Source organism: Janthinobacterium sp. P210006, assembly GCF_036231885.1.
In the GTDB taxonomy this organism is placed as follows: domain Bacteria; phylum Pseudomonadota; class Gammaproteobacteria; order Burkholderiales; family Burkholderiaceae_D; genus Janthinobacterium; species Janthinobacterium violaceinigrum.
This window is the reverse complement of the sequence record NZ_JAZARD010000003.1, coordinates 941,200-956,234: the sequence shown is the minus strand read 5'-3', so window position 1 is coordinate 956,234 and position 15,035 is coordinate 941,200. Positions and strand designations below refer to the sequence as shown.

General features: G+C 63.4%; 15 protein-coding genes. 9 read left to right on the top strand and 6 right to left on the bottom strand.

The genetic code is table 11. The annotated features are described in order from the left end of the window. Window positions 1-69 precede the first annotated feature (69 nt). The 6 genes from VPH41_RS18230 (at window position 70) to VPH41_RS18205 (ending at window position 7,625) form a co-directional block, all read left to right on the top strand. The gene (locus tag VPH41_RS18230; RefSeq protein WP_328571030.1) at window positions 70-3,708 is read left to right on the top strand and encodes an EAL domain-containing protein; all 3,639 of its coding nucleotides are present in this window, start codon (window positions 70-72) and stop codon (window positions 3,706-3,708) included. 150 nt (window positions 3,709-3,858) lie between these two features. Then, window positions 3,859-4,500, top strand: coding sequence for a phasin family protein (locus VPH41_RS18225; RefSeq protein WP_328571029.1), 642 nt, complete (start codon window positions 3,859-3,861; stop codon window positions 4,498-4,500). Window positions 4,501-4,639: 139 nt separating this feature from the next. Next, entirely contained in the window at window positions 4,640-5,311 is a 672-nt protein-coding gene (locus tag VPH41_RS18220; RefSeq protein WP_034758777.1) for a TetR/AcrR family transcriptional regulator, read from the top strand. 49 nt (window positions 5,312-5,360) lie between these two features. Then, window positions 5,361-6,134 carry a hypothetical protein gene (locus VPH41_RS18215; protein WP_328571028.1) on the top strand — a complete coding sequence of 258 codons (774 nt, stop codon included), beginning with the start codon at window positions 5,361-5,363 and terminating at the stop codon, window positions 6,132-6,134. A gap of 11 nt (window positions 6,135-6,145) precedes the next feature. Next, a complete protein-coding gene (locus tag VPH41_RS18210) occupies window positions 6,146-6,691 on the top strand; it encodes a TIGR00730 family Rossman fold protein (RefSeq protein ID WP_193317465.1) in 546 nt (181 codons plus the stop codon). 301 nt (window positions 6,692-6,992) lie between these two features. After that, entirely contained in the window at window positions 6,993-7,625 is a 633-nt protein-coding gene (locus VPH41_RS18205; protein WP_442906285.1) for a PEP-CTERM sorting domain-containing protein, read from the top strand. A 116-nt stretch (window positions 7,626-7,741) separates the two neighbouring features. On the opposite strand, the gene VPH41_RS18200 is transcribed toward VPH41_RS18205, so the two are convergent. From VPH41_RS18200 to VPH41_RS18190, 3 genes are all read right to left on the bottom strand, one after another. Then, window positions 7,742-8,254 carry a M48 family metallopeptidase gene (locus VPH41_RS18200; RefSeq protein WP_328571242.1) on the bottom strand — a complete coding sequence of 171 codons (513 nt, stop codon included), beginning with the start codon at window positions 8,252-8,254 and terminating at the stop codon, window positions 7,742-7,744. A gap of 148 nt (window positions 8,255-8,402) precedes the next feature. Further along, entirely contained in the window at window positions 8,403-8,816 is a 414-nt protein-coding gene (locus tag VPH41_RS18195; RefSeq protein ID WP_328571027.1) for a KGG domain-containing protein, read from the bottom strand. 35 nt (window positions 8,817-8,851) lie between these two features. Then, the gene (locus VPH41_RS18190) at window positions 8,852-9,364 is read right to left on the bottom strand and encodes a phasin family protein (protein WP_287778467.1); all 513 of its coding nucleotides are present in this window, start codon (window positions 9,362-9,364) and stop codon (window positions 8,852-8,854) included. A 345-nt stretch (window positions 9,365-9,709) separates the two neighbouring features. Here VPH41_RS18190 and purU point away from each other — a divergent pair, with 345 nt between their 5' ends. Then, window positions 9,710-10,591, top strand: coding sequence for a formyltetrahydrofolate deformylase (gene purU, locus VPH41_RS18185; RefSeq protein WP_152282523.1), 882 nt, complete (start codon window positions 9,710-9,712; stop codon window positions 10,589-10,591). Between the two features lie 50 nt (window positions 10,592-10,641). After that, window positions 10,642-11,184, top strand: coding sequence for a YaeQ family protein (locus VPH41_RS18180; RefSeq protein WP_070291303.1), 543 nt, complete (start codon window positions 10,642-10,644; stop codon window positions 11,182-11,184). A gap of 60 nt (window positions 11,185-11,244) precedes the next feature. On the opposite strand, the gene VPH41_RS18175 is transcribed toward VPH41_RS18180, so the two are convergent. Further along, on the bottom strand, window positions 11,245-12,030 hold the full coding sequence (locus VPH41_RS18175) for a head GIN domain-containing protein (RefSeq protein ID WP_328571026.1): 786 nt from the start codon (window positions 12,028-12,030) through the stop codon (window positions 11,245-11,247). Between the two features lie 188 nt (window positions 12,031-12,218). Here VPH41_RS18175 and VPH41_RS18170 point away from each other — a divergent pair, with 188 nt between their 5' ends. Further along, complete coding sequence (locus VPH41_RS18170) at window positions 12,219-12,854, top strand: SAM-dependent methyltransferase (protein ID WP_152253319.1); 636 nt, start codon at window positions 12,219-12,221, stop codon at window positions 12,852-12,854. A 114-nt stretch (window positions 12,855-12,968) separates the two neighbouring features. On the opposite strand, the gene VPH41_RS18165 is transcribed toward VPH41_RS18170, so the two are convergent. Both VPH41_RS18165 and VPH41_RS18160 read right to left on the bottom strand, forming a co-directional pair. Then, window positions 12,969-14,243, bottom strand: coding sequence for a c-type cytochrome (locus tag VPH41_RS18165; RefSeq protein WP_328571025.1), 1,275 nt, complete (start codon window positions 14,241-14,243; stop codon window positions 12,969-12,971). Then, window positions 14,240-14,974, bottom strand: a complete 735-nt coding sequence (locus tag VPH41_RS18160; protein WP_328571024.1) for a c-type cytochrome — start codon at window positions 14,972-14,974, stop codon at window positions 14,240-14,242. The genes VPH41_RS18165 and VPH41_RS18160 overlap by 4 nt, the downstream gene beginning before the upstream one ends. Window positions 14,975-15,035 lie beyond the last annotated feature (61 nt).

Genomic DNA, 15,035 nt, shown 5'->3' with positions numbered 1-15,035 from the left:
TGACCGCGCAAGCGGAATGATGGGTGCAGGCAGAAAATGAGTCCATGCAGTTTTTATTGGGGGTGCTAATTGTCCGCACGTATCCTGATTATCGAAGATAACGCCACCAATATGGAATTGATGGTGTACCTGTTGCGTGCCTTCGGGTACACGCCGCTGGCCGCCTATGACGGCGAAGAGGGCGTGCGCATGGCGCGCAGCGAATTGCCGGACTTGATCATCTGCGACGTGCATTTGCCCAAGCTCGACGGCTATGGCGTGGTGGCGGAGCTGAAGAAAGACCCGCTGCTGCGCAAGATCCCGGCCCTGGCCGTGACGGCGCTGGCCATGGTGGGCGACCGCGAACGCCTGCTCGAAGCGGGGTTCAACGGGTATATCGGCAAACCGATCGAGCCCGACCTGTTCGTGGCGGAGCTGGAATCTTTTTTACCCGGGGCGCCGTCGACGCCAGTTAAAAACGACATAGCTACGATACTGATCGTCGATGATCATGTGCTGAACCGCGAGTTCCTGACCGCGCTGCTGGGCTACGGCGGCCACCGCCTGCTGGAGGCGGCCAATGGCGCCGACGCGCTGGAAGTGCTGCGCACGGAGCGGCCGGACCTGATCATCTCCGACATCCTGATGCCGAACATGGACGGCTACGAATTCGTCACGCGCGTGCATGCCGATCCCGCGCTGGCCGACGTGCCCATCATCTTCTATACGGCTACCTACCGCGAACAGGAAGCGATCTTGCTGGCGCAGGCGTGCGGCGTGCGCTGGGTGCTGCCCAAGCCGTCCGACCCCGAAGTCATCGTGCGCACGGTCAATGAAGCGCTGGGACTGATGCCGGCGGCGACGCAGGTGCCGGACGCGCCGGGCGCCGGCGGCAGCACGGCCCCGCCCGCCACGGGCAAGCTGGCCGGCATCGAGCACCAGGTCAGCGGCTACCTCGACGAACTCGAGTCCAGCAGCCAGCAGATTTCGCAGCTGGCCAGCCAGCGCGAGGGCCAGGCCGCCATTCCCGAAGACCTGGCCATCATGACGGAGCGCCTGTCGCGTTCCCTGTCGAGCCTGCAGGCGGTGAGCCTGCGCCTGACGGCCCTGATCGAACTGGGCATCGAGCTGGGCGCCGAACGCGATCCGCGCGCTTTGATCGAGGCGGGCTGCAAGGTGGCGCAGAATATCTGCGTCTCCAAATATGCCTGCATCGGCGTGCTGGAAGAGGGCGCCGAAAAGCTCAGTTATTTTTCCTCGTGCGGCGCCGAGAAAAACCTCGAGCGCATCGCCAGCGCGCCGCGCACGGGCATCCTGAGCCGCTTGCTGGAACAGCGCCAGCCCTACCGGGTGAACGGCTTGAAGGGCGATCCCGGCGCGCTGGGCCTGCCCGATACGCACCCGCCCGTGCACTCTTTCCTGGGCGTCGCCATCGCCTCGCGCGAACGCAGCCACGGCTGGCTGTACCTGGTCGACAAGCTGGGGGCGAACGAGTTTTCCGAAGTCGACGAGCGCGTCGCCGCCACGGTGGCGGCGCAGATCGCCGTCGCCTACGACAACCTGCTGCTGTACGACGAGATCAAGCGCCACCACGAGCAGCTGACCCTGGACATGGCGGCGCGCATCCGCCTCGATGAAGACTTGCGCCGCTTCCGCCTGGCGATGGACGCCACGGCGGACGCGATTTTCCTCGTCGACCGCGCCGGCATGTGCTTCGTCGACGTCAACCAGACTGCCTGCCGCATGCTGGGCTTCGAGCGCGAGGATTTCCTGCGCGTGGGGCCGGGCCGCGCGAGCGAGGGCGAGACGCAGCTGGAAGAACTGTACAACAAGCTGCTGGCGGGCGACCAGGGCGGCCCCATGACGGAATTGCAGCTGCAGCGCAAGGATGGCTCGCCGCTGTCGGTGGAAGTGCAGCGGCGCACCCTGCGCTCGGGGCAGAGCTGGATCCTGGTGGCCGTGGCGCGCGATATCACCGAGCGCAAGGATGCCGAGCAGCGCCTGATGAAGCTGGCCCACTTCGATACCTTGACGGGCTTGCCGAACCGCAGCCAGTTCTACGCCTCGCTGACCCATTCGCTGGCCCAGGCGGCCGAACACCAGTGGGCCGTGGCCGTGCTGTTCATGGACATCGACCGCTTCAAGAATATCAACGACACCTTGGGCCACACCATCGGCGACGACCTGCTGCGCCAGTTTTCCAGCCGCCTCGTCGATTGCCTGCGCGTGCGCGACACCATCGGCCGCTTTGGCGGCGATGAATTTGCCACCATCCTGCTGCTGCCCGAAGGCGCCCAGCATGCCGTGGGCGTGGTCGACAAGATCCGCGAAGCGATGCGCAAGCCCTTCGACTTGCAGGGGCACGAGGTGACGGTGACGGTCAGCATCGGCATTTCCGTGTACCCCGACGATGGCGTCGATGCCGACACCCTGATTCAATATGCCGACACGGCCATGTACCGCGCCAAGGAAGCGGGCCGCGACGCCTTCCGCTTCTTCACGGCGGAAATGAACGCGCAGTCGATGGCGCGGCTGGACATGGAAAATGCCCTGCGGCGCGCCATCGACAACGAGGAATTCGTGCTGTTCTTCCAGCCCAAGGTGAACATCATCTCGGGACGCATCAGCGGTGCCGAGGCGCTGATACGCTGGCGCCGCCCCGGCCACGGCATGGTGTCGCCGGCCCTGTTCATCCCCCTGCTGGAAGAAACGGGGCTGATCGTGCGCGTCGGTAACTGGGTGCTCGACGAGGCTTGCAGGAAGATCAGCGAGTGGGGCGCCAGCAGCATCGGTCCCGTGCACCTGTCGGTGAACGTGTCGGGCATCCAGTTTTTCGTCGGCGGCCTGGAAGAAGAGGTGCTCAAGGCGATCCGCAAGCACGAGATCGCGCCCGAGCTGCTGGAACTGGAGCTGACGGAAAGCTCGCTGATGTCGAATGCCGAGGAAACCATCGCCGTGCTGCGCAACCTGAAGGCGCTGGGCATCCAGATTTCCATCGACGATTTCGGCACCGGCTATTCCAGCCTGGCCTACCTGAAGCGCTTCCCCATCGACAAGCTGAAGATCGATATCGCCTTCGTGCGCGAAGTGACCAGCAATCCGGACGACGCGGCCATCGTGCTGGCCATCATCAGCATGGCGCACAGCATGAAGCTCGAGGTGATCGCCGAAGGCGTGGAAAACGATGCGCAGCTGGCCTACCTGCGGCGCCACGGCTGCGACGAGATGCAGGGCTATTATTTCAGCCGCCCCGTGCCGCAAGAGGAATTCGAGCAGATGCTGATGGGCGGCAAGCTGCTGCAGGCGCCGCAGGATGCCGGCGGGGACGAGCAGCAAACCTTGCTGATCGTCGACGACGATGTCTTCATGCTCGACGTGCTCAGCGACTTCCTGGCGCAGGACGGCTACCGCATCCTCACGGCGCAGACGGCGGCCGAGGGTTTCGACATCCTGGCGCGCCACAAGGTGCAGGTGATCCTGTGCGACCAGTGCATGCCGCTCATGAGCGGCACCGAATTCATGGAGCGGGTCAAGCACCTGTGCCCCGACACCTTCCGCATCATGCTGTCGGCCTTTGCCGACCTGACCCCCATCATGGCGGCCATCAACCGCGGCGCCGTCGACCGCTTCTATACCAAGCCGTGGAAAGGCGCCGTGCTGCGCGAGAATATCCGCGAAGGCTTCCGCCTGCATAAGCTGCTGCACGGCCCCGTGAAAGCGGCGGCCTAGGCACCGCCGCGCAAGCCGCCGGCCGGGACGTGCGCTGGCGCACGTTTAGAAGCCAATTTCTATCGAATTAGACCCCCGTCTCTAGTTTTGCTCACTAGAATAAAAAACATCCATGATGTGGCATGGCCTTTCAGATAACGGGAGCTGGCGATGGTGAAGAAATTGAAGGAGCTGACGGAAGACAAGGAACTGGCAAGCGCCGTGCGCTCGTCCGCGCAGCAGATCTGGCAAGCGGGCCTCGGGGCCTTTGCCAAGGCGCAGGAGGAGGGCGGCCGCGTGTTTTCCAAGCTGGTCAAGGAAGGCACGGAATTCCAGAAGCGGGCCGAAGACAAGGTGGCCGGTGTCAGCGACAGCGTCAGCAAGCTGGCCGATGGCGTGGGCAAGCAGGCCAGCGGTTCCTGGGACAAGCTCGAGCAAGTGTTTGAAGAGCGCGTCGCGCGCGCGCTGGCCACCATCGGCGTGCCCCGGCAAGACGATATCGCCGCGCTGCACGCGAAGATCGATGCCTTGAGCCTGCAGGTGGCGGCGTTGTCGGCCAAGGCCGCGCCGGCGGCCAAACCGAAGGCTGCGGCCAAGCCCGCCGTGAAGGCGGCGCCGAAAGCGGCACCGAAAGCCGTGTCGAAAGCCGCGCCGAAAACAGTCGTCGCCAAGGCCCCGGCCAAGGCTGCGCCGCGCGCCGCGGCCAAGCCTGCGAGCAAGGCAGTGAGCAAGCCGGCAAGCAAGCCAGAAAGCAAGGCGGCGAGCAAGCCAGTGACTAAGCCGGCGGCGCAGAAAAAAGCACCGTCCGCCTGAGTTGGCGCCGCATCCCGCCCGGCCTGCTCGCGCAGGCTTTTTTTTGCCTCCGGTTTTCGCCGGCGCCGGGGGGCGTAGTGTTTCATTACGGCTATTTTAGGTGGTATGCTTGCGGCAGAACACAGAGAGATTGCCCGCCATGCTACAAAAAGCACCACGCCGTACCCGCGAACGCATCCTGGAGTTGTCGCTGCGCCTGTTCAATGAGTTTGGTGAGCCGAATATCACGACGACCGTGATTGCGGAAGAGATGAACATTTCGCCGGGAAACCTGTATTACCACTTCCGTAACAAGGACGACATCGTCAATTCGATCTTCGTCCAGTTCGAGGCGGAAATCGAACGCATCCTGACCGTGCCCGACGGGCGCCGTTCGAATATCGAGGATGTCTGGCTGTACCTGCACCTGATGTTCGAACTGATCTGGCGCTACCGCTTTTTCTATCGCGACCTCAACGATTTGCTGTCGCGCAACCGCAAGCTGGAACTCCACTTCAAGCTGATCCTGGCGCACAAGATCAAGGTGGCCACGCAGCTGTGCGAAGATTTGCGCAGTGAACAGTCGCTGGAAGCGTCGGACATGGAAGTCGCTGCGATGGCGACGAATATGGTGGTCGTTGCCACCTACTGGCTGTCGTACGAGTATGTGCGCAACCCGCGCAAGTACAGCGAGCAGCAATCGATGTCCGATGCGCTGGCGCGCGGCTGCTACCAGGTGCTGTCCCTGATCGGGCCGTATTTACGCAACGAAACGCATTTGTTGTTTCGCAAACTGTCGGAAGAGTATGTGACCAAACTCAAGAACGACTGACGGGGCCGCTGGCGGCAAGGCGGCAAGTCGTTATTTACAGGAGAGATGTATGGCTTGGAAACAATTTCCCTATCCGGATGACGCATATGTCTACACGCCGCACACCCTGGCGGCGGCCTGGGCCCGCCTGCATGCGGGCGACGTGGAATCCTTTCCCACGCATCCGGCGCTGGTGCAAGCCTGGCTGGCGTTTCACGCGGGCGATTTCGAGCGCGCGGCCAAGCTGGGCCTGGCCGTCGGCGTGCCCGGCTATGCGGTAGCGCACAAGGCCACCTGCATCTACGCCACGCATCTGGAAGTGAGCGACAGCCAGAAACTCGACATGTACGAAGAAGTGGCGGAACGCTGCGAGCGCCAGCAGAGCGAGCAGCCGGACAATCCGGCCGGCTATTACTGGCATGCCTACAGCCTGGGCCGCTATGCGCTGGGCACTTCCGTCGTCAAGGCCCTGGCGCAGGGCATGGGCGCGCGCGTGCGCAACAGCCTGGACCGCACGATGACGGTGGCGCCCATGCATGCGGAAGCGCATATTGCATTTGGGATTTATCATACGGAAATTATCGACAAGGTCGGGGCCATGATCGGCAACCTGACGTATGGCGCCAACAAGGAAGACGGCTATCAGCACTTCAAGACGGCGCTGGCCCTGACGCCGTATTCGGCGCTGGCGTACAGCGAATATGCGCGCGCCTTGAACATGCTCGACGGAAAGAAAAAGCTGGCGGAAGCGCTGGCCCTGTATGAAAAGGCGGCCGACTGCGTGGCACTGGACGCCAAGGAACGCCTCGAGGTCGAGGCGGCGATCGATGAACTGAAAGGGTAAGGATTACTGTGATCAAGGCTTTATGTGTGTACTGCGGCGCCAATGCGGGCGTCTCGCCGGACTATGCCGTGGCGGCGCGCGAACTGGCGCGCGTGCTGGTGGCGGAAAATATTTCACTGGTATATGGCGGCGGCAAGGTTGGCCTGATGGGCGTGATCGCCGATGAAGTGCTGCGCCTGGGCGGCGAGGTGACGGGCGTGATTCCCACCCAGCTGGTCGAGCGCGAAGTGGGCCACACGGGCTTGACGCGCCAGTTTATCGTGAAGGACATGCATGAGCGCAAGGCGATGATGGCCAGCCTGTCCGATGCCTTCATCGCCATGCCCGGCGGCTATGGCACGCTGGAAGAACTGTTCGAGATGCTCACGTGGGCCCAGCTGGGCCTGCATGCCAAGCCCATCGGCTTGCTCAATGTCGACGGTTTTTATGACGGCTTGATTGCTTTCGTGCAAAACGGCAAGGAGCAGGGCTTCATCCGTCCGCAGCACGCGGCCTTCCTCAACGCCGATGCCGATCCGGCAGCGCTGGTGCAGCGCCTGAAGGAGTGCGCACCCTAGCGCCACCGTAGCCCAGCGAGACAGCCATGCCCTGAAAAGGGCATGGCTTTTTTTATTTCTACACGGAAAAATTGATCAAGCTCAATAAATTAATTAATAAAAATATGGCCACAATGTTTCCTATGAGGCATGTTTTTTTGAAAATGAAGATGCTTTTTATGCATTAATGTGTTCTACTGGAATTGTTCAAAAGACAGGCATGTCGGACACCCAGCGAGGCGCCTCCCGTTTCCCGCTACGACGCCTAAGTATTGCAAGTTGCCACAACCTCGCTACTTCATCATTTTGAAAGGATGCAATTGTGAAACCAATGACCCTCTTGCGCGCGACTGCTGTCGCTGCCATCCTCGCCGCCGGCGGCGCCCACGCTCAAACCACCATCATCGGCTTTGATCCGCTGGAACAACCCGGCATCCTCGGCTCCGTCTTCGATTCCTATTCCGAAGGCGGCTACAATTTCGACAGCAGCTTCCTGGGCTTGCTCAGTTCTGCCCATCAAAGCAACTTTGCCTATGCGGGCTCGGCCGGCCTTGGCGCCACGGTGCTGACGACAACCACATTGAGCCGTAACGATGGGGCCGCATTCTCGCTGAGCTCGATCAGCCTGGCCGACTTCGTGAGCTTGCCTGGCCCCTACGACGTGACGTTCGTCGGCAATAAGGTGGGCGGCGGCACGGTGACCCAGACCTTCAGCCTCGATGGCAGCCATAATTTCAGCAATTACACGTTCACGGGTTTCAACAACCTGCTGTCGGCAACGTGGCAGGAAGGCGCCTTGCACACCTTCCAGGTCGATAATGTGACCGCCAGCGTCAGCGCCGTGCCGGAACCAGCCACGTACGGCATGATGCTGGGCGGACTGGGTCTGCTGGCCTTCCTGCGCCGCCGCAAGAACGCCGCCGCAAGAACGCCGCCTGAGCCTGGCGCCACCTGATGCCGGCCACGCCGGCGCATGCGCAAGCCGCCGCCCGTTTTAGCCGGCGGCGATGCCCACAGGCTGGCGCCCGTCACGACGCCCCGGAGTTTCTCCGGGGCGTTGTCATTTTTGCGTCACGACCACAGGCGCTGGCCGGACAGGTCGAGCTGGGTCAGGTACAGGCGCACGTCGAATTCGTACTGGTGGTACTGCGGTTCCATATACGTGCACAGCTTGTAGAACGCCTTGTCGTGCTGTTTTTCCTTCACGTGCGCCAGTTCGTGCACGGCGATCATACGCAGGAATTCCAGCGGCACTTCCTTGAACATGGTGGCCACGAGGATTTCATGCTTGGCCTTGAGCTTGCCGCCTTGCACGCGCGAGATCGAGGTATGCAAGCCCAGCGCATGCTGGATCACATGGATCTTGCTGTCGAACGCCACCTTGTTGATGGGTTCGGCATTGCGCAGGAATTCATTCTTCAAATCTTGCACGTACTGGTACAGCGCCTTGTCGTTGCGTACATCGTGCGCATTCGGGTAGCGTTTTAACAGGACGTCGCCCAGCTTGTCCTGCGCGATCAGTTGCTGTACTTGCGATTGCGTTTGTTCGGAATAGGCGCTCAGGTATTTCAGGGATGGCTGCATGCGGGGACGGGCGGGATGGAAGGCGAGGCGAGAATGTACCATACCGCCGCGTCCAGCGCTGCGCCAGTCCCGGCACGGGGTTGCCAGGGCCGCCCCGTGCCGTCGTCAAGCGCCCCGTGCTGCCGGGTCGGTCAGCCCGGTAGCCCGGTCAGCCCTTGTCGTCTTCGTCCTTGCCGCCTTGCCGGCCAGTGCGCCCCTGTTCGGTGCGGCCTTGCTCGGTGCTGCCGGCGCGCGTGGCCGTGCCGCTGCGGCTTTCATTGGCGCGCTGGGCCGATTGCCGGCTTTCGCCACCCTTGCGGCCGATTTCCGCCATGTGTTCGCGGTTGCGGCTGACGGCTTCGCCGCCTTTCTGCCCGGCCCGGCGCGCTTCTTCCGAGTCGAATTCATGCGCCGTGCCCTTCTGGTGGGCTGCCTGCCCACCCTTGCTGGCGATTTCGCGTTGCTGCTCCTCATTCATGGCGGCAAAGCCCCGCTTGCTCGTGCCTTTGGCGCTGCCCGATTCGCCCGCTTTCTGGCTGCTGCCAGCGCCTTTGCCTTGCTCATTACCTTGATTGTTAGCCATGTCGGTCTCCTTGCTGTCGAGTGGGAATCAGATGCTCAATGCGCCTGATCGGATTGTCTGCCCGTATCGCGGCTGTGGCCCGCGCCGTCGCGGTGGCCCGTGATCTGCATTTTTTCGATCATTTCACGCTGGCGCTGCGTGGCTTTTTCCGTTTCTTCGGCCGTCTTGCGCACCACTTCGTCAGCGAAGGCCACGGCCGTGCGGCTGGTTTCGGGCAGGTGGTTCTCTGCCGTGCGGTTCATTTCGACATTGGCGTTGGCGACGAGATTGCCGAGTTGCTGCTGGTACTGGCGCAGCTTGTCGCTACCCGGCTGCAACTGGGCCGCGGCCAGCGACAGGAACTCGCCCGTGTCGCGCGCGCACAGCAGTCGCTGGCTGGCGTTGCTCCATTCCTGCAGCAGGTCTTGCGCCAGCCGCAGGTGCAGTTCGCTTAATTGCTGCGCCGTATCGAACAGCTTGCGCGACAGTTCCGTGGCGAAATTGCACTGGGCCTCCAGATGGGACTTCAGGGCGGGGCTGAAACTGGGGGGAATACTGTTTGTGAACATGTTCTACCTCAATGAAAAACTGATCCAGGAAACACCCGGTGCACCGGATGCGGCGTATGGTGAGACAAGCAAAGGGATAGACGCCGGATGGCGTGCCAGGTTCCACGCCAGATGCCGGTTTGGCGCGGGAATCGGGCCTGGCTGAGGGAAAAACGCGATGATTTTGCGTTAGATCAAATGAACGTGAATTGGCTTGCCGCCGTCGGCCGCCATGCTGCTTGTGTGGAAAATGCAGGTTTACGGGCCCGGCCGTGCGACAATAGCCGGCTCGCGGCAGCGCAGCCGATGGCCGGCGCGCGTGGCTGAGCCGAGCATAGCCCTACTTTTTTGCCTTATTCCGCGACCATGACGCATCCCGAATACATCCTGACCCTGTCCTGCCTGGACCAGCGCGGCATCGTGCACCGCGTGTCCGGCTTCCTGGCCGAACGCGGCTGCAACATCCTCGATTCCGCCCAGTTCGGCGACCAGGAATCCCAGCTGTTCTTCATGCGCGTGCATTTCGCGCTGGAAGACGGCGCCGTCAGCGACGCCCAGCTGCGCAGCGACTTTGCCGACCTGTCGCAAGCCATGCAGTTGAATGGCCCTTTCCACGGCCAGCTGCACGATGCGCGCGTCAAGCCGCGCGTGATGCTGATGGTGTCGAAGATCGGCCATTGCCTGAACGATTTGCTGTTCCGCTACAAGAGCGGCTTGCTGAACGTGGAAATTCCCGCCATCGTGTCGAACCACATGGAGTTCTATCAGCTGGCGGCCAGCTACAATATTCCGTTCCACCACCTGCCGCTGGCGGCGGGCGCGCCGGAAGCGGCCAAGCTGGCGCAGGAAGCGAAGATCGTCGACTTGATGGACACGCACAAGATCGATCTGGTGGTGCTGGCGCGCTACATGCAGATCCTGTCGCCGGGCCTGTGCCAGGCGCTCGACGGCCGCGCCATCAATATCCACCATTCCTTCCTGCCCAGCTTCAAGGGCGCCAAGCCGTATGCGCAGGCGCACCACCGCGGCGTCAAGCTGATCGGCGCGACGGCCCATTTCGTCACGGGCGACCTCGATGAAGGTCCGATCATCGAGCAGGACGTCGAGCGCGTCGACCATGCGATGGATGCCGAGACCCTGACGGCCATCGGCCGCGACGTCGAGTGCGTGGTGCTGGCGCGCGCCGTGAAATGGTTCGTCGAGCACCGCATCCTGAAAAATGGCGACAAGACGGTCGTCTTCCGCTAAATTGGCGGACAGCATTTACTTACCTGATTGATTACTGAGACAGAAATACGATGGCCCTTAAAGCAACAATTTTCAAAGCCGATCTGCAGATCGCCGACATGGACCGCAATTACTACCAGGATCACGCGCTGACCCTGGCGCGCCACCCGTCCGAAACGGACGAGCGCATGATGGTGCGCCTGCTGGCATTTGCCATCCACGCCGACGAGGCGCTGACCTTCACCAAGGGCCTGTTCGACACGGAAGAACCCGACCTGTGGCAGAAGGATCTGACGGGCGCCATCCAGCTGTGGATCGAGGTGGGCCAGCCGGATGAAAAACGCATCCTGAAGGCCTGCGGCCGGTCGGAACAGGTGATCGTCTACAGCTATGGCGCAACCAGCCACATCTGGTGGAAGCAGATCGCGAACAAGCTGGAGCGGGCGAAGAACCTGACCGTGATCAATTTGCCGTCGGAAGCGGCGCAAGACATGAGCAAGCTGGCGCAGCGCACGATGCAGCTGCAATGCACGATCCAGGATGGCCAGATCTGGCTGACGGACAGCGTCAACACGGTGCTGATCGACCGCGAGCCGGTGAAGCCGGCCCGCTGATTCTGGCTGTGTGCAATGCAAAAAGCCCGGAGCGATCCGGGCTTTTGTCATTGCGGGTGCTTAATTCGGCGCCGCGCCCAGGCGCCTGATGCTGCTCGAACGCTGCATGCTGCGGCTGATGCGCGGGTCGCCGTAGTAGCTGACTTCGCCCGAGCCGCCGATGCTGATGGTCAGGTCGTCCTTGGCCCACACTTCCGCCTCGCCCGAGCCGCCGATGCTCACCTGCACTTCGCGCGCACCCAGGCGGCCCGCCTGGATATTGCCCGAGCCGCCGATCGATGCTGTCAGCTGCTCCGTCTTGCCGCTGGCCTTGAAGTTGCCGCTGCCGCCGATGGCCACGGACACCATGCGGCTGTCGAGGTCGCGCGCGTGGATGGAGCCGGAGCCGCCCACGTCGAAGCGCAGCTTCTCGGCGCGCAAGCCCGTCGCCGTGATGTTGCCCGAACCGCCCACGCTGATGCGTTCCACCTGGCGCGCCTGGATGACGATGTTCAGGCTGCTCTGGCGGAAATTCGCGTTGCGCTTGGCGGGGCGGATGCGCAGGGTGCCGTTTTCCACCGCCGTCTCGATCAGGGGCAGGATATTGTCGTCGGCTTCGATGGTGATGCTATCCGTGTTGCCGATGCGCAGCTCGACCGTACCCGGCACGTTCAGCGCCACGCCATGGAAACTGCCGACCTCGCGCGTCTGCTTCTGCAGCTTGCCGCTGCCCTGGATGCTGTTGCCGGAAATCCAGTCGAGCGGCGACGCCAGCGCCGGCGCGGCCGGGAGGGCCAGCGCACAGGCGGCCAGCAGCAGGGCGGTGGCGGCGCGGGCCTGGCGGGGATGGAAAAGTGGATGTGTCATTCTTGCTCCCTGTTTTGAATTGGTATGCCTGCATGGTATGCGAGCCGGCCGCGCTTGCGTACCGCGCTGCGACAGACTGCGGCAGCGGCGGCACAGAATGCAGGAGGATGCGACAGGATGGCATGAGGTATCATGCGGGTATTGGACATACGACGACCGGCAGGTGCCGGTCCCACTACTGGAATTACATGCTGATCATCACCATCAAACAGGGCAAGGAAAAGAGCTTGCTGGGCCAATCGTGGATTTACGCGTCCGCGATTGAAAAAGTCGAAGGCAAGCCGCAGGAAAAAATGAAGCCGGGCTCGACGGCCATTGTGCAAAGCTCGTCGAAGCAGTTCATCGCCCGCGCCGCCTACAATTCGAAGTCGCAGATCCGTGCGCGCATCTGGAGCTTCAAGGAAGACGAACCCGTCGACCACGCGCTGATCAAGCGCCGGGTCAAGGCCGCCATCGAGAAAAAATTATCTGCCATCAAGAAGGCGGGCGAGAACCAGCTGCTGACCCTGATCAAGGGCGAAGACGAGGGCTTGCCGGGCCTGGTGGTGCAGCTGTTTGGCGGCGTGCAAGGCTACCTGATCTGCGAATTCAACGCGGGCGGCGTCGATGCGTGGAAAGTGGCCATCGTGCAATCGCTGATGGCCTCCACGGGCTGCGCGAACGTGTACGAGCGTTGCGACGACCTGATGCGCAAGGGCGAAGGCTTGCCCCTGATCGACGGCGCCCTGGCCGGCGAAGAGCCGCCCGATGAAGTCATGCTGACAGACAATGGCGTGCGCTATGCGCTGGACCTGAAGACGGGGCACAAGAGCAAGTTCCGTTGAGCACTGCTGCTTGCGATGAAAAAAACCGGCGCTGGCCGGTTTTTTTTCGTATGCGTGCCTGCAAGACGTTCAGGGCAAGGCGATGCAAGCCGCCATTGACGTTCTGCAGGCGCCTTACTCCAGCGGCACGCTGCGGTACTTGTTCACCTCCAGCGCCGACACGGCCGGCGCATCATTGCCCCACGACGCGCGCAGATACGTAACCACGGCGGCCACTTCGGCGTCATCCATGACGGGGCCGAACGGCGGCATGCCGTAGGGACGCGGATTGCCGCTGGTCCCGGGCGCGAAGCCGCCGTTGAGCACGAGGCGGATGGCGTTGACGGCCGAGACGGTTGTCAGCGCACGGTTGCCGGCCAGCGGCGGGTAGCCGGGCGGCACGCCCTTGCCGTCGTCCCGGTGGCAGCTTGCGCATTGCGCCTCGTACAGTTTGGCGCCCAGCGCCAGTTGCTGCCGGGCCTGCTCCGACGTGTCGCGCGGCGTCCGTTTGACCGCTTGCGCGGGGCCGGGCAGGCTTTTCAGGTACACGGCCATCGCCTGCACGTCGGCCGTGCCCATGTGCTGCAAGCTTTGCCGCACCACCTCGGCCATGGGGCCGAAGACGGTGGCGCGCGGCGACACGCCCGTTTGCAGCAATTCCACGATATGCGCCGTGTCCCAGTCGCCCAGGCCCGCTTCCGCGTCCGACGTCAGCGAAGGCGCGTACCAGCCCAGCACGGGGATCAGGCCGCCCGACAGGCCGTCGTCGCTGCCGCCCAGGGTGGTGCGGCTGCTATGGCAGGCGCTGCAGTGGCCCAGGCCCTGCACCAGGTAGGCGCCGCGGTTCCATTCCATGCTTTTTTCCGTCAGCGGCTGGTACACGCCCGGCTTGAAGTACAGCGCGCGCCAGGCGGCCAGCGCGATCTGCTGGTTGTAGGGGAAGCGCAGCGCGTGCGGCGCGTTTGCCTGCCTGTGCGGCGGCACGCTCTGGAAATACGCGTACAGGGCGTCGCTGTCTTCGCGCTGCACCTTGGTGTAGTTGGTGTAGGGAAAGGCCGGATACAGCAGGCGGCCGTCTTTCGACTTGCCGTTGTGGATGGCGCGCCAGAAATCGTCGGCCGTCCAGTTGCCGATGCCCGTTTCCCTGTCGGCCGTGATGTTGGGCGAGAGCACCTTGCCGAACGGCGTCTGCAAGGCACGTCCCCCCGCGTACGGCACGCCGCCGCGCGTCGTGTGGCAAGCCATGCAGTCGCCCGCCTTGGCCAGGTAGGCGCCGCGCGCGACCAGCTGGTCCCGGCTCAGGTTGCTGGCAACAGCGGGCGGCAGCAGGTCGTCGTCCGGGTACAGCAGGAATGTGGCGCTGCCGCCGGCGATCAGCACGAGGCTTGCCGCGATCATCCATTTCTTCATGGCGCCACCTGCGCGCTGGAACCGGGCACGCCGCCGCAGTGCAGCGGCAAGGGCAGGGCGATGCTGGCGGCGGGACGCGCGTCGGCGCTGGCCACCTGCGTGCCCAGCCAGGCCGAGACGGCGCCCACGTCGGCGTCCGACAGGCGCTGGGCCACTTGCGCCATGCAGTCGGGTGCGTGGGCGCGGCGGATGCCGTTCTTCCACGCGCCCAGCTGGGCGTTGATGTAGTCGCGCGGCAAACCCAGCAAGCCGGGGATGGCGGGCGCCACGCCGGCCAGCTTCTCGCCATGACAGGCGATACAGGCAGGAATCTTCTTGCCGGGATCGCCGTGCAGCACCAGCTGCTTGCCCCGCGCCAGGGCCGCCGTGCCGGCACTGCTGGGCTGGGCCGGCGGCGGGGCAGGGTGTTGCGCCGCGAAGTAATCGGCGATTTCGCGCAGGTAGTCGTCCGGCAGGTGCTCGACCATGTAGTTCATCATCGGATACTGGCGCCTTCCCTCGCGGAAATTGAGCAGCTGGTTGTACAGGTAGCCGGCCGGCTTGCCGGCGATGCGGGGAAAGAAGGCGTCGTGGCGCTCCTTAGGCGCATGGCAGGCCGTGCACGCCTTGATCCGCTGGTCCAGGCTGTCGTGGCTGGCGGAGACGGCGGCGGGCGCGGCCAGCACCATGCCGGGCAGCGCGGCGGCCAGCGCCAGCAGGGAGAGGGAATGCAGTTGCCTGGAAAGTCGCATGGAAAGGTCACCTGTCTCGTCGGTCGGTATGGCGTGCCGGTGTTGCTCCCCGGATGTTGTT

Bases quoted from the DNA above. Each gene is read 5' to 3' on its own strand.
- VPH41_RS18190 (WP_287778467.1), bottom strand. From the start codon at position 9,364: ATGTTCACAAACAGTATTCCCCCCAGTTTCAGCCCCGCCCTGAAGTCC.
- VPH41_RS18175 (WP_328571026.1), bottom strand. From the start codon at position 12,030: ATGACACATCCACTTTTCCATCCCCGCCAGGCCCGCGCCGCCACCGCC.
- VPH41_RS18200 (WP_328571242.1), bottom strand. From the start codon at position 8,254: ATGCAGCCATCCCTGAAATACCTGAGCGCCTATTCCGAACAAACGCAA.
- VPH41_RS18170 (WP_152253319.1), top strand. From the start codon at position 12,219: ATGCTGATCATCACCATCAAACAGGGCAAGGAAAAGAGCTTGCTGGGC.
- VPH41_RS18180 (WP_070291303.1), top strand. From the start codon at position 10,642: ATGGCCCTTAAAGCAACAATTTTCAAAGCCGATCTGCAGATCGCCGAC.
- VPH41_RS18220 (WP_034758777.1), top strand. From the start codon at position 4,640: ATGCTACAAAAAGCACCACGCCGTACCCGCGAACGCATCCTGGAGTTG.
- purU (WP_152282523.1), top strand. From the start codon at position 9,710: ATGACGCATCCCGAATACATCCTGACCCTGTCCTGCCTGGACCAGCGC.
- VPH41_RS18225 (WP_328571029.1), top strand. From the start codon at position 3,859: ATGGTGAAGAAATTGAAGGAGCTGACGGAAGACAAGGAACTGGCAAGC.
- VPH41_RS18215 (WP_328571028.1), top strand. From the start codon at position 5,361: ATGGCTTGGAAACAATTTCCCTATCCGGATGACGCATATGTCTACACG.
- VPH41_RS18165 (WP_328571025.1), bottom strand. From the start codon at position 14,243: ATGAAGAAATGGATGATCGCGGCAAGCCTCGTGCTGATCGCCGGCGGC.
- VPH41_RS18195 (WP_328571027.1), bottom strand. From the start codon at position 8,816: ATGGCTAACAATCAAGGTAATGAGCAAGGCAAAGGCGCTGGCAGCAGC.
- VPH41_RS18160 (WP_328571024.1), bottom strand. From the start codon at position 14,974: ATGCGACTTTCCAGGCAACTGCATTCCCTCTCCCTGCTGGCGCTGGCC.